Here is a 12,271-nt window from a genome sequence, read left to right as displayed (position 1 = left end):
GTTGCAGTACACTGAACGCCGCTCGAATGAGCGGCGTTTTGGTATCTACAGATTCGACACAGGTTGGAAGAGAAGATGCGAAGCAAGGTGACTGGCGCCAAGCGCTGGGTCGTGAAGATCGGCAGCGCGCTGCTGACCGCCGACGGCAAGGGTCTTGACCGTGGTGCCATGGCGGTGTGGGTCGAGCAGATGGTGGCCCTGCGTGAAGCGGGCGTGGAACTGGTTCTGGTGTCCTCCGGGGCCGTGGCGGCCGGCATGAGCCAGCTGGGCTGGACCTCGCGACCGAGTGCGATGAACGAGTTGCAGGCGGCGGCCTCGATCGGCCAGATGCGCCTTGTGCAAGCCTGGGAGTCGAGCTTCGGCGAGCACGGCAAGCACACCGCGCAGATCCTGCTGACCCACGACGACCTCTCCGACCGCAAGCGTTACCTCAATGCCCGCAGCACCCTGCGCACCCTGGTCGACCTGGGCGTGGTGCCGGTGATCAACGAGAACGACACCGTGGTCACCGACGAGATTCGCTTTGGTGACAACGACACCCTTGCTGCACTGGTGGCCAACCTGGTGGAAGCCGACCTACTGGTCATCCTCACTGACCGCGACGGCATGTTCGACGCCGATCCGCGCAACAACCCCGAAGCCCAGCTGATCTACGAAGCCCGTGCCGATGACCCGGCGCTGGATGCCGTGGCGGGCGGCACCGGTGGAGCCCTGGGACGTGGCGGCATGCAGACCAAGCTGCGCGCTGCACGCCTGGCTGCCCGCTCCGGCGCCCACACCATCATCATCGGTGGCCGTATCGAGCGCGTGCTGGACCGCCTGAAGGGCGGTGAGCGCCTGGGCACCCTGCTGTCGCCCGAGCGCGGCATGCTCGCCGCGCGCAAGCAATGGCTGGCGGGCCACCTGCAAACCCGTGGCACCCTGGTACTGGACGCCGGTGCCGTGCAGGCGCTGCGTCAGGCCAACAAGAGCCTGTTGCCGGTGGGTGTGAAGACCGTGCAGGGCAGTTTCCGCCGTGGCGAAATGGTCGTGTGCGTTGGTCCTGACGGTGTCGAAGTGGCACGCGGCCTGGCCAACTACAGCGCGCTGGAAGCGCAGAAAATCATCGGTCAGCCGTCCGATGCCATTGAAAGCCTGCTGGGCTACAGCGCGGAGCCGGAACTGGTGCACCGCGACAACCTGGTGTTGGTCTGAAGGAGGTTCGCGTGCTGAAAAGGATGATTGCCGTGGCAGCTCTGGCGCTGCCAATGCTGGCCGGTGCCGAGGAGATTGGCCAGGTGTCGACCGTGTTCAAGTTCGTCGGCCCCAACGACCGCATCGTGGTCGAGGCCTTCGATGATCCCAAGGTCGACGGTGTGACCTGTTACCTGTCGCGGGCCAAGACTGGCGGCATCAAGGGTGGGCTGGGGTTGGCCGAGGACCGCGCCGAGGCTTCGATCGCCTGCCGTCAGGTCGGGCCGATTCAGTTCAAGGGGGAACTCAAGGACGGCGAGGAAGTGTTCAAGGAGCGCACCTCGCTGGTGTTCAAGACCATGCAGGTAGTGCGCTTCCTAGACAAGAAGCGCAATACGCTGGTGTACCTGGTGTACAGCGACCGCCTGATCGAAGGCAGCCCGCAGAACGCGGTGACGGCGATTCCAATCGTGCCTTGGGCGCAGTAATTTTTAGTTAGTAGTTGCGAGGGCTTGGCCCTCGTTCGCGGGCAAGCCCGCTCCTACAGGTAGCGCGCAGTCCATGAATGTGACGCGGGCCCTGTGGGTGCGGGCTTGCCCGCGAATGGGGCCGCAAGGCGGCCCCGGCTTCCTCAGGCCAGTTCCTCGGCCTCATCCTCGCGCACGATGGCCTTCACCTCGTCGCGACGGCTGATGTATTTCCAGTCCGCCTCGTCGATGTAGATGCCATTCGGTCCGCTGCCACCTTCCAGGTCGATCGCCACACGTGCTGACACCTGCGGCTTGACGCTCGCCAGGATCGGCACGAAGCCCAGTTGCTGGCTGGTCTCCAGCAGCGCGGCCTGGTTGCGCTCGTCGATGTCTGCGGCCTCGTCGAGGTAGTAGGGCAGGCGGATGCGTCCGGCCAGGTCGCGGTCCATCAAGTGCAGCAACAAGTACATGTTGGTCAGCGCCTTGATGGTCATGGTGGTGCCGTTGGAGGCGGCGCCGTCGATGTCGGCGTGGATCACCGGCTGGCTGTTGATCTTGGTGATCTCGAAGGCTAGTTCGAACAGGTCCTTCAGGCCCAACTGGTTGTGGTTGGCTGCCACCAGTCGCGCCAGGTATTCCTTGGCCTCTTCGTTCTTGTTGTCCTGCTCGGCGCTTTGCGTGAGGTCGAACACCGACAGGGTTTCGCCTTCCTCGTACTGGCCGGCGCTGTGGATGATCTGGTCGATGTGCTTGAGCGCTTCCTTGTTCGGCGCCAGCACTACGCGGAAGCTCTCCAGGTTGGAAACCTGGCGTTTGTTGATCTCGCGGTTGAACAGCGCCAATTGGTGTTCGAGGCTGTCGTAGTCGCTGCGGATGTTGCGCAGGGTCCTGGCGATGTCGGTGACCGCCGCGCGCCGCGCCTTGGCCAGCGTCAGCGCCTCTTCGGTGCGGTGCGAATAGGCGTTGATCAGCAGTTGCAGGCGGCGTTCCATATCGTCTTCGCTGTCGAACTTGGCCACGCCTTTGAGGCGTACCTGGGCGTACAGCGCCTCGATCTGGTTATCCACGCGTTGCAACGCTTGCCAGCTGTCCTGGTAGTCGTTGAGCAGCGGCAGCAGGTTGTCCATCGAGTCGTCGATGGCCTCCATGAACGGCGTGCCGAACGGCAGGTCGGCTGGCAGCAACTGGCGACGGCGCAGGGCGTCGTCGAGGGTGCGCTGCTTGGCTTCCAGGTCGGCGATCTGGCGGCCCACCAGTTGCAGCTTGGCCGACAGTTGCTGGACGCGCTCGGTGAAGGCGTCGCTGGAGCGCTTGAGCTCGTCCTGGGCGGCTTCGAACTGGGCCAGTTGCTCGAGTTTCTCGGGTTCCTCGGCGCTCAGGGTTTCGCTGCGGCGGAAGTCTTCCAGGGCTTTTTGGGCATCGAGCACCTGCTGGTACAAGGCCTCGGCCTGGGCCTTGCTGGCGGCGCGGTCCAGGGCCACCGACTGCTGGGTCTTGAGCTGCTTGAGTTCTTTTTCCAGGCGCTCTTTCTGGTCGCGCAGGGCGGCGCGATCAGCCAGCGCCTGTAGGGCAGGCGGGTCGATGTGGGAGATATCGATGGACAGCCCCGGTACTTCGAAGCGTTCGCCCTTGAAGCGGTCGAGCACGCCTTCGAGGGTTTTCACCCAGACATCGCTGTCGTCCAGCTCGATGCCGCGTTCGCCCAGCGGCAGGCTGAACAGCGCACCGTTGAACAGGCGCATGAGGCGATCGACGTCCTGCTGCGAGAACTCCTCGCGCAGACGTGCGTAGCTGTTGTTGTCGGCGTGGTCGAGCTGCTGCTTGACCGCCTTGACGCGTTTTTCGAGGTCGCGCACGCGCTCGTCGAGGTCTTCGGCGGAGAACTGGCGCGATTGCGCCAGGGCGCCGGCCAGCTCGTCATGCGCGTCCTTGGCCGCCAGCAGTTGCTGCTCCAGGACCTTGACGTCCTCGACCAGGGCGAAACGGTGCTTGAGCACCGCCAGCTCGCCCAGCCAGCGCTGCACGCCGGTGATCTCGCGCTCCAGGCGCATCAATTCCTGGGTGCCGCCGCGCTGATCGTTCTGCAGGCGATCCTGCTCGCTGCGGTAGTGTTCGGCCTGGATGGTCAGCTCTTCCTTGCGTGCCATGCCGTATTCCTGCCAGGTGCCCAGCAGGTTGTCGAGCACCGGCGAGATGCGGTGCAGTTTGCCGCGCAGGATGTCACGTTGGGCCACGCCGCCAGCCAGGGCCTCGACCAACGGGCCTGCGGCAACCAGAGCGTTGTAGTCGCCCTCCATGCGGCGCACGTCGCGGAACGCTTCCTCGCAGGCGGCGATGTAGTCGACGCTGCCCGAACGCAGGCTGTGCTCGAAGGCATCGAGGAACAACTGCTTGAGCTTGGCGGCGGTGATCTCGCGCATGTGCAGCAGGTTGATGAACAGCGCGCGGAAGGTCTTCAGGCTCTGTTCGCTGGTCGAGCGCAGCGGAATCAGGGTGAGGTCCAGTGGCACCGAGGTGTGCCCGCCGACCAGCAGCCGGCGCAGTTCGTCCGGCTTGAGTTCATAGGCTTTGAGCCCATGCTGCTCAAGGTTGGTGAACAGCTCTTTCTGGCGCAGGCAGGTGTCGTTTTTCTGGTAGTGGGCCAGGTCCAGTTCGCCCTGGTAGGCAAAGAACTGGTGGCCGAAGCCGCCGCCCGGGCCACGCCCGACCACGCCAATCACGTGCGGGCCGTGGGGCAGGTTCAGTTCGCAGAGGATGTAGCTGGTGTCGCTGGCGAAGTAGAAGCGGCGCGACTGTTCCAGGCTGTACTTGCCGAAGCTCATGTCCGACATGCGCGCCAGGATCGGGAATTGCAGCGCGTTGATCGACGCCGATTTACCCAGGTTGTTGGCACCATAGACCGACAGCGGGTGTTCCAGGGGGAACAGGCCCAGGCTGTAGCCGGCGGTGTTGAGCAGTGCGAAGCGGCGAATGCCGTAGCGTTCCTGGCTCATGCGTCAATCTCCTGTTGCTCTTCGCGGATCGCCCGGGCCAGGGCGTCTTCTTCGCTCTCTTCGCCGTCGAACGGCGACAGGTCCAGCGGATCGTCGGTGCGGTTGAGTTCTTCGGGGGTCTCTTCGACCACCAGCACCGGGACTGGCAGCGGCAGGTCGCTGTGCAGCGTGGCAGCCAGGTCGCGGTCCTGCTGCACCGATAGGCATACGTCGAGGAAGCGGTGCATCGGCGGCAGGAAGCGGTAGATACCGCCTTCTTCATGGGCGAAGCCCAACTGGGTCATGCGGCGCAGGATCTTCTCTTCGAGTTCCTCGACGCTCTGCACTTCGGCTTGCAGGAACAGGTCGCGGTACTTCTCTAGCAGCGAAGGCAGCTCGTCGCGGCCGATACTGCCGCCGTCGAGCACGGCCATTGGGTCGCGGCCCTGGTCGGCGAGGTGCTCGACCAGGATGAAGGTGAACAGCGACAGGCGCTGGGCGGTCTTGTTGACCTGCGCGGCAGCCTGCTCGGGGACGAAGTAGTAGAAACCACGGGTATCGCAGACCAGCTCGAAACCGAGCGCCTTGAACAGGGTGCGGTACTGGTCCTGGAAGTTCGACAGCTGGGCGTACAGCTCCGGGTCGCGGCGGCTGACGTGGAAACCCTTGAACAGCTCGCGGAAGATCGGCGCGAGCTGGGACAGTTCGGAAAGATCAAGATGCATTGGCTGGGCTCGCGGTGGATTCGGTGGCAGCAGGTTTTGGCTCGCGGCTGGACGTCAGGGCGAAGGAACGCAGGCTGACCATATGTTCGCGGGTGAGGTATTGCTGGCGATCGAGGCGTTCGCGGCTGAAGCGCTTCTCGCGCGACAGGCGCGAGAACCAGTACAGCAATTCGTCGGTGGCGCCTTCGGGCTCTTGCTCAAGCAGCCAGACCATCAGGTCCGGCAGCGGCAAGGCATCTTCGCAGCGTTCGAGCATTTCCTTGACCGTGCGCGGCGCACGCGGCAAAGGGCCTTTCTGCGTCTTGTGCGCCTTGGGGAAGCGCGCAGGCTTGGGCTCGAAGCGGGCCAGGGCGTAGACGTAGGCCTCGACCTGGCTGGCGCTGCCGAGGAAGGTGCTCTGCGGGCGGGTGAACATCGGCATGGCCGCCTGCGGCACGGCATCGATGCCCTTCTTGCGGATCACCGACAGGGCCAGCGCCGCGCCACGGGTCACGGCATTGTGCCGACGCGCCTCTTCGCGCAACGGCAGCAGTAACTCGCGGGCATGGCGCAGAGTGAGCTGGGCGCTGGTCTGCATCTCGAGGATACGCGCGTGGGTACGCAGCAGCATGTCGTCGTCGACCAGGTGCCCCAGTCGTGCCTGTTCGCCCAGCAGGCGCAGCAGCACGGTCTCGACCTTGCGCACGCCCTGCTCGAAGGCGCCGTCAGCGTTGACCAGCTGGATCATCGGCTCGACGTATTCGTCCCAGGTCGCCAGGACTTCGGCGTAACGCTGGCGCAGCGGGATCTGCCGGTTACTGGTCTTGGCCCGTTCGGCCACGGCAATCAGCGCTTGCTCGTCGTTGTCGAGCTTCTTCAGTACATCGCGTACGCGCATGTCGAGCAGGCGCAGTTGGCGCGCCAAATCGTCGCTGTCGCGGTTGTCGAAGGCATCCTGAATATGCCCGGCCAGGCGCTCCAGGTGGCGCAGGTAGGCTTCGATCTCCAGGCACAAGCCCAGGCGGTGCTCGCGGCGCAGATAGGCGAGGAAATCGTGGATTTGCGCGTTGAGTTCGAAGCGGTTCGGGCTCTTGGCCACCGGGACCAGGATGTCCAGGCGAATCCAGATGTCGAGCAGCTGGGTAATGTCCTGCGGGGTGCTTTCTACCTGCTGTCGGGCCAGTTGCTGGCGTAGCTCGATCAGGCTCAGGGTGCCCTGGTCGAAGCGCTCGCACAGCGGCTCGATCAAGGCCCAGTGTTCGGCTAGGGCGCGCAGCACGCGCTTGGGTTCGATCATTGGCGGGTCGACTCGTTGCCAAATAAAAGGCGCGATTGTACTGCATCCGAGGGGGAGGATTTCACCCCTTGGTCTGTAATGGGGGATTACCCTGGTTTGTGTGGGGGATTCACTGGCCTCTTCGCGGGCGTGGCGCCGTCCGTCCGGCTGGTACGGTACCTGTGGCAGCCGGCTTGCCGCGAAGAGGCCGAAGTTGCCGATAAATTTCCGTCGCCCCATTGCGGCGCTATGCCGCCAACGGCGTTAGAATGCCCGCCTGATTTCGCCCACCCGGATATCCACCCCTTGCTGATCGAATCCCGTCGCCGCGCCTACCTGTCTGCCATGCAAGTGGTGCACTGGCTGCCGCGTGCCGAACTGCCATTCGCTGCACCTTCGCGCCCGGAGCTGCTGCTGCCGGTGGCGCCGGTCGAGGATGTGGATTTCGAGGTGCGCCCGCAGGCTCCAGCTGCGACGCCTGCTGAAGCGCCCCAGGCGCGTACGCTGGAGCGGCCGAAAATCGAGGTGCCTCGCCCTGGCGTGGCGAAACCTGCGGTCAAGCCGGTGCAAACCGAGCAGCAAGCTCCTGCGCCGCGTCCGGTGCGTGTGCCGCCGCCGCGTTTCGCCCTGCAACTGCTGCGTGCCGGCAGTTGCCTGATACTGGTGGAGCTTGCCACCGGCCAGCCGTTCCAGAGCCGCGACCCTTCGTACCTGCTGCTCAAGGACCTGCTGCGCGCCGCCGGCCTGCCGGATGCGCCGCAGTTGGTCGGCGAGCCGGTGCGTTGGCCGTTGCTGGTGCGCGGCAACCTGGACCAGGGACCGGAGGCAGCGCGGGACTTCGTGCAAGGCTTCATTGCCGCGCGCCTGGAAGACGCCCCCTGCACCTGTCTGTGGCTGGTTGGCCTGCCGGCCGTGCGTTTTGCCGGCCAGGCCGATGCGGATGCCTATTACCAAGAACTCAAGGTCGACCTGCTGGGTGACGCCTGGGCGCTGCCGGGTCTTGAACTGTTGATGGACGAGCCGCAGCGCAAGGCCCACGTCTGGAAAGCCATGCGCCAGCTGATGGCGCGCTGGAAGCGTGTAGATGAGTGACTCGATCAGTTTCCGCCCGGCCACCGAAGCGGATCTGGATGCCCTGCTTAAAATCGAATATGCAGCCTTCAGCCATCCTTGGACCCGGGGCATCTTCACCGATGCCCTGAAGTCCTACGAAGTGTGGCTGATGTTCGAAGGCCAGCAGCAGGTCGGCCACGGTGTAATCAACGTGATCATCGATGAAGCGCACCTGCTCAACATCACCGTCAAGCCGCAGAGTCAGGGCCGCGGCCTGGGCTTGCGCCTGCTCGAGCACCTGATGGCGCGGGCCTACCAGCTCAATGGGCGTGAGTGCTTCCTGGAGGTGCGGGCCAGCAACCAGTCGGCGTATCGCCTCTACGAACGCTACGGTTTCAACGAGATCGGCCGACGTCGCGACTATTACCCGCTGGCGGGTGGTCGTGAAGACGCGCTGGTGATGGCCTGTACATTGCTCGAAGACTGATTGCGGTCGCGTGAACCGCTTGCAGTCGGTTCAATCTGCCCGGCTACGCTTGAGCGCATGTTCGGCCAGTGCCCGGCTCATCTGGGCGTTGTGCGCGGCGTTGACCAGCATCCCCAGGCCGGGCTCGCCGGCCATGGCGCAACAGTATTCGTCGATGGTGTCCTCGACCCCACGCATCAACTGAATGGCGTGGGCCAGCGCATCTGCGCCGGGCATATCGTCGTTGATGGTGAAAAAATCACGGTTGGGTTTGCCAGGGTGCGGATCGGGGGCGGGCTTGCTCATGATGCTTCTCCTGTTCAGGGGAAAGGCCGCTGGCGTGGTCCCTCTCACGGGACAAGGGGTGGCAACCGCAACGCGGGGTGAGAGACCGGCGAACAGACAACTCCGGCAGGCATGAGCCTCCCGCGCACGGTAGCCATTGAGAGCGGTGCTTCTGTTTCGTAGGGCATTTGGTGACGACCCGAGGAAGTTAGCCCTGAGAACCTTTAGCGACAACGGAGAAGCTTCTTTGGCGCGCGTAGGGTAATTCCTAAGGCCGGCAGTCATGAAGCATTTGGTTTCAGGTTCGGCAATGCCCATGGGCACGCCTGCGTTTCTGTGGGCGCAGCGTTGTGTCGCGATGGGCCACAAGGCCGCCCCCACAGAGGTTGGAGTCAGGCATCAAGGAAGCGGGATGCTCAGATGCTCGGCTCGATCTCCACCGGTTTGCGCAAGTCCCTCAAGCTGCGCGTCACCACGCCGGTATTGCACTTGGCCGCTGCCTGATCGGGCGTCATCTTGCGTATGCTGCGGTAGAACAGCTCGCAGGTCTGTTTCTTCTGGGTCACCTGCCATTTGCCGGTGCAGGCCTGCAGGGTCAGCTTGGCGTCGGCCTGCGGGTTGCGGCCCATGCCGGCTTGCCAGCAGGCGGCCGACAAGTCCTGGCCCATCATCTTCAGGCCGGCAGCATCGGCCTTGTCCTGATCGCCGCCGTTGTTTGCCGGGTCGGCGGCGTACCAGATGGCGCTCGGGTGGTTGGCGCCGAGTACCGGCACCTGGGCTGCGCCTGTTTCAGGGCTGATCGACACCAGGCCGAGCACGTCCAGCTTCGGCCCATATTGTTGTGCGATCCAGGCACGCACCGGCGCGCCGAAGGCGACCATCGGCAGCGCGGTCCTATCGTTGTGGGTGAGGGTCATCTCCTTGACCATGCGCAGTTGATAGTCGCGGAAGTAGTCGTAGGTGCCTTCCAGGGTGCTGCCTGCACTGGCAGGGGCGGCGATGGGGGCGATGTCGATAATGGTCTGGTAGGCCGGGGTGCTGGCCGCCTCGACGCCGTTGAAGGTCAGTAGATCGGCCCAGCGGTCGGTGGTATTGGACTTGAGGTAGTCCTGATAGCGGGTCAGCGAATAGTCCGGTGGGAAGTGCAGCAGCTCGATGCTGCGGCGTTGTTCCAAGGCCATCCCCAGGGGCAGGAACAGGTACCAGTCGTAGGACCACTTGCCGTCCTGGTTCAGCTTGCTGGCGCCTTGGTAGGCCAGCTCGCCAGTGTCGAGCAGCTTGCGCAGCGGCTCGGTGTACCCGTCGGGCACGCCGCTGATGCGCGCCCGCAGGGTGTCGTGTTCACGCTCGACCTTGACCTGGGCGGTGCTGTAGCCGTCGCGCTGCACGCTCTGGGTCAGGTAGTGTTCGACGGTCTGCTCCAGCGTCCAGGCCCGGTAGCAGATCACGTGGCAGTTGTTGGGGAAGGCGAACAGGCGAGTGACGCGCTGCGCGTCACCGAGGTCGATCTGCGCATCGGCGCAGGCCAGGCTGCTGAAGGCGAGGGCGGCCAGGCCGGTTGCTGCAATCTTGTGCATGCTTAACTCCTTGTGTGTGGCCGCCAGAACGGCGGGCGACCTATGGTGGATGAAGAGGTGGTCGAATGAAAAGTGCCAAGGCATGGCTACTGGCCATCGGCTTGGCCGGGGCGCTCTCGGCCCAGGCTGACGAGCGTGATGTACGGCGCTTCGCTGCGTGGGCCGGGGATCATGAAACCGGTGCGTTTCGCCAGATGCTGGTGCAGGCGCGGCTGTACGGCGTGGTGCCGATCCATCAACTGCTGCGCTCTGCGTCGGATTGGCGCAAGTGCCGCGCCGAGCCCTTCGCAGTGCCGCCGGCCGGCCAATGGTCGGCAGTCCGCTCGACCGTAGCGTTGTTAAAAGTGCTCGGTGAGCAAGGCGTCATACGCGAGTACGAGGTGGTCTCGGCTTACCGTGACGGGCCGCTCAATCGCTGTGCGGGCGGAGTGCCGGGAAGCGCACATCTGCGCGCGTTCGCCGTCGACCTGTTGCTGGCGCCTGGGACAGACACCACGCGGCTATGCCAGTTCTGGCAGCGGCACGGGCAGGCGTGGAACATGGGGCTGGGGCGATATCCGTCAGGGCGGATTCATATCGATACGGCAGGCTATCGCACATGGGGCGGCTCGACGTTTTGCCCCAGGCCCAGCTGAGTCAGGCATACCTGGCATTCGTTGGTGACCCAGTCGGCGAAGCGTTGACGCTTGCCGTTGTCGTGCAGTGGCTGAGGGCTGAGCAGGTGGTAGCTGGAGCCGTCGCGCAGAAACCCGAACGGTGCTTCTAGCTGAGTGCTGTGCAACTCGTCGCTGACCATCAGCGCCGAGGCCATGGCCAGGCCAAGCCCGGCGCTGGCCGCCTGGATCGACAGGTAGAAGTGCTCGAAGTCGCTACGTGATGGATAGCTTGGGGTTTGCCCGCCCAGGCGTTGCCAGGTGGCCCAGGCACTGGGGCGGGTGGTGCTGTGCAGCAGGCGCTCGCCGGTGGCGCCTGGCGTACGCACCGGGCCGATCCATTCATCGCAGATCTTCAGGCTGTGCAACTGGCGGTCCCACTCGAAGTCATCGCGGCGCAGCGCCAGGTCGATGCCTCCACGGGCGAAGTCCACCGGGCCACCTGCGGCGACCAAGTGCAATTGCACGTCCGGGTGGGCGGCGTGAAAGCGTGGCAGGCGCGGTATCAGCCAGCGCATCGCGATGGTTGGCTCGCAGGAGAGTACCAGCACGTTGTCGTGAGGTGGCTGGCGCAGGCGCTGCACGCTGTCTTCGAGTTGCTCGAAGATCGCCCGGGTGGTGTCGTGCAAGTCGCGACCGGCGCGGGTCAGGTGCACGGCGCGGTTGCGCCGCTCGAACAGCGCCACGCCGAGGTCCTCTTCAAGCAGACGAACCTGACGGCTGACCGCGCCGTGGGTGACGTGCAGTTGTTCGGCGGCGCGTACGAAGCTTTCGAGGCGGGCGGCCAGGTCGAAGTAGCGCAGTGTGGCAAGTGGCGGCAGTTTGATCATGATCGGGCGTAGTAGCGGGGTGATGTGTGAGCAAAACTAGCAGGTTTACGCGACTATAAATCGATTTTTCCCAGCAGCGTTGGCCTCGATACTTTCACTTCAGTCAGTTTTCATCGAGGAATATTCGCTGTGCACGAACTCATCGCAGTTGCCCTGTTCACCCTGCTGGCGGTCATCAGCCCCGGCGCCGATTTCGCCATGGTCACTCGAAGCAGCTACGCCCAGGGACGCAAGGCCGGGCTGGCTGCCGCCGTGGGCATCGCCCTGGGCGTGCAGGTGCATGTGCTGTACACGGTACTGGGCATCGCCTTGATCATCCGCCAGAGCCCGGCCTTGTTTCTGGGTATGAAAGTGCTGGGGGCGGGTTATCTGATCTACCTGGGCTACAAGTCGCTGACCAACACCACCCGGATCAGCCTGCAGGGGCAGTCCCAGGGGGAGTACGCAAGCCTCGTCCAAGCCTTGCGCAGCGGATTTCTGACCAATGCCTTGAACCCCAAGACCATGCTCTTCGTGGTCAGTGCCTATACCCAGGTGGTGCAGCCGGGCAGTGCGCTGGCGCTGAACTTTGCCTACGGCGCATTCATGTCGCTGGCCCACTGGTTGTGGTTCAGTCTGGTAGCGGTGTTCTTTTCGAGCGGTGCGCTGCGCCGCGCGATGATCGAGCGCCAGGTGCTGGTGGATCGGGTGATCGGTGCGGCCTTGATCGGGCTGGGGGTGGCCGTCGCAGTGGCGGGGGTGCGCTAGTGCCCTGTCTCGGAAATAAGCGGCTCACTTTTGGCAGCGCCTTGGCCGAACACCCAAGCCACTCG

General features: G+C 64.4%; 12 protein-coding genes. 6 read left to right on the top strand and 6 right to left on the bottom strand.

Features of this window, described 5'->3' with window-relative positions:
* Nucleotides 1-75 precede the first annotated feature (75 nt).
* Nucleotides 76-1,194, top strand: a complete 1,119-nt coding sequence (gene proB, locus ACNFIC_RS07480; RefSeq protein ID WP_138219033.1) for a glutamate 5-kinase — start codon at nucleotides 76-78, stop codon at nucleotides 1,192-1,194.
* Between the two features lie 23 nt (nucleotides 1,195-1,217).
* On the top strand, nucleotides 1,218-1,661 hold the full coding sequence (locus ACNFIC_RS07475) for a CreA family protein (RefSeq protein ID WP_138219119.1): 444 nt from the start codon (nucleotides 1,218-1,220) through the stop codon (nucleotides 1,659-1,661).
* A gap of 143 nt (nucleotides 1,662-1,804) precedes the next feature.
* Here the strand turns inward: ACNFIC_RS07475 and mksF are convergent, their stop codons facing one another.
* The 3 genes from mksF to mksB are packed head-to-tail and all read right to left on the bottom strand — an operon-like array spanning nucleotide 1,805 to nucleotide 6,616.
* Nucleotides 1,805-4,636, bottom strand: coding sequence for an Mks condensin complex protein MksF (mksF, locus tag ACNFIC_RS07470; protein ID WP_138219032.1), 2,832 nt, complete (start codon nucleotides 4,634-4,636; stop codon nucleotides 1,805-1,807).
* On the bottom strand, nucleotides 4,633-5,340 hold the full coding sequence (gene mksE / locus ACNFIC_RS07465) for an Mks condensin complex protein MksE (protein ID WP_138219031.1): 708 nt from the start codon (nucleotides 5,338-5,340) through the stop codon (nucleotides 4,633-4,635). The genes mksF and mksE overlap by 4 nt, the downstream gene beginning before the upstream one ends.
* Nucleotides 5,330-6,616, bottom strand: a complete 1,287-nt coding sequence (gene mksB / locus ACNFIC_RS07460; RefSeq protein WP_138219030.1) for an Mks condensin complex protein MksB — start codon at nucleotides 6,614-6,616, stop codon at nucleotides 5,330-5,332. Before mksB ends, mksE begins: the two co-directional genes overlap by 11 nt.
* 285 nt (nucleotides 6,617-6,901) lie before the next feature.
* On the opposite strand from mksB, the gene ACNFIC_RS07455 reads away from it, so the two are divergent.
* Both ACNFIC_RS07455 and rimI read left to right on the top strand, forming a co-directional pair.
* Nucleotides 6,902-7,687, top strand: a complete 786-nt coding sequence (locus ACNFIC_RS07455; RefSeq protein WP_138219029.1) for an energy transducer TonB — start codon at nucleotides 6,902-6,904, stop codon at nucleotides 7,685-7,687.
* A complete protein-coding gene (rimI, locus tag ACNFIC_RS07450; protein ID WP_138219028.1) occupies nucleotides 7,680-8,135 on the top strand; it encodes a ribosomal protein S18-alanine N-acetyltransferase in 456 nt (151 codons plus the stop codon). The genes ACNFIC_RS07455 and rimI overlap by 8 nt, the downstream gene beginning before the upstream one ends.
* 30 nt (nucleotides 8,136-8,165) lie before the next feature.
* Here rimI and ACNFIC_RS07445 read toward each other — a convergent pair whose 3' ends face one another.
* On the bottom strand, nucleotides 8,166-8,420 hold the full coding sequence (locus ACNFIC_RS07445; protein ID WP_138219027.1) for a hypothetical protein: 255 nt from the start codon (nucleotides 8,418-8,420) through the stop codon (nucleotides 8,166-8,168).
* Between the two features lie 395 nt (nucleotides 8,421-8,815).
* Nucleotides 8,816-9,976 carry a hypothetical protein gene (locus tag ACNFIC_RS07440; RefSeq protein WP_416780571.1) on the bottom strand — a complete coding sequence of 387 codons (1,161 nt, stop codon included), beginning with the start codon at nucleotides 9,974-9,976 and terminating at the stop codon, nucleotides 8,816-8,818.
* Nucleotides 9,977-10,041: 65 nt separating this feature from the next.
* Here ACNFIC_RS07440 and ACNFIC_RS07435 point away from each other — a divergent pair, with 65 nt between their 5' ends.
* Complete coding sequence (locus ACNFIC_RS07435; protein WP_416780569.1) at nucleotides 10,042-10,611, top strand: D-Ala-D-Ala carboxypeptidase family metallohydrolase; 570 nt, start codon at nucleotides 10,042-10,044, stop codon at nucleotides 10,609-10,611.
* Here ACNFIC_RS07435 and ACNFIC_RS07430 read toward each other — a convergent pair.
* A complete protein-coding gene (locus ACNFIC_RS07430; protein ID WP_416780641.1) occupies nucleotides 10,566-11,456 on the bottom strand; it encodes a LysR substrate-binding domain-containing protein in 891 nt (296 codons plus the stop codon). The genes ACNFIC_RS07435 and ACNFIC_RS07430 overlap by 46 nt on opposite strands.
* Nucleotides 11,457-11,588: 132 nt before the next feature.
* Here ACNFIC_RS07430 and ACNFIC_RS07425 point away from each other — a divergent pair, with 132 nt between their 5' ends.
* On the top strand, nucleotides 11,589-12,206 hold the full coding sequence (locus ACNFIC_RS07425) for a LysE family translocator (RefSeq protein WP_138219024.1): 618 nt from the start codon (nucleotides 11,589-11,591) through the stop codon (nucleotides 12,204-12,206).
* The last annotated feature ends 65 nt before the right edge of the window (nucleotides 12,207-12,271 follow it).

It is taken from the genome of Pseudomonas sp. NY15463 (assembly GCF_048068415.1).
Taxonomy (GTDB): domain Bacteria; phylum Pseudomonadota; class Gammaproteobacteria; order Pseudomonadales; family Pseudomonadaceae; genus Aquipseudomonas; species Aquipseudomonas mosselii_C.
Note: the sequence above shows the minus strand (reverse complement) of the source record. Positions and strands in the feature narration are given on the sequence as shown.

Coding starts and splice junctions, on each gene's coding strand:
- ACNFIC_RS07475 (WP_138219119.1), top strand. CDS start 1,218: ATGATTGCCGTGGCAGCTCTGGCGCTGCCAATGCTGGCCGGTGCCGAG.
- proB (WP_138219033.1), top strand. CDS start 76: ATGCGAAGCAAGGTGACTGGCGCCAAGCGCTGGGTCGTGAAGATCGGC.
- mksB (WP_138219030.1), bottom strand. CDS start 6,616: ATGATCGAACCCAAGCGCGTGCTGCGCGCCCTAGCCGAACACTGGGCC.
- ACNFIC_RS07445 (WP_138219027.1), bottom strand. CDS start 8,420: ATGAGCAAGCCCGCCCCCGATCCGCACCCTGGCAAACCCAACCGTGAT.
- mksF (WP_138219032.1), bottom strand. CDS start 4,636: ATGAGCCAGGAACGCTACGGCATTCGCCGCTTCGCACTGCTCAACACC.
- rimI (WP_138219028.1), top strand. CDS start 7,680: ATGAGTGACTCGATCAGTTTCCGCCCGGCCACCGAAGCGGATCTGGAT.
- ACNFIC_RS07440 (WP_416780571.1), bottom strand. CDS start 9,976: ATGCACAAGATTGCAGCAACCGGCCTGGCCGCCCTCGCCTTCAGCAGC.
- mksE (WP_138219031.1), bottom strand. CDS start 5,340: ATGCATCTTGATCTTTCCGAACTGTCCCAGCTCGCGCCGATCTTCCGC.
- ACNFIC_RS07435 (WP_416780569.1), top strand. CDS start 10,042: ATGAAAAGTGCCAAGGCATGGCTACTGGCCATCGGCTTGGCCGGGGCG.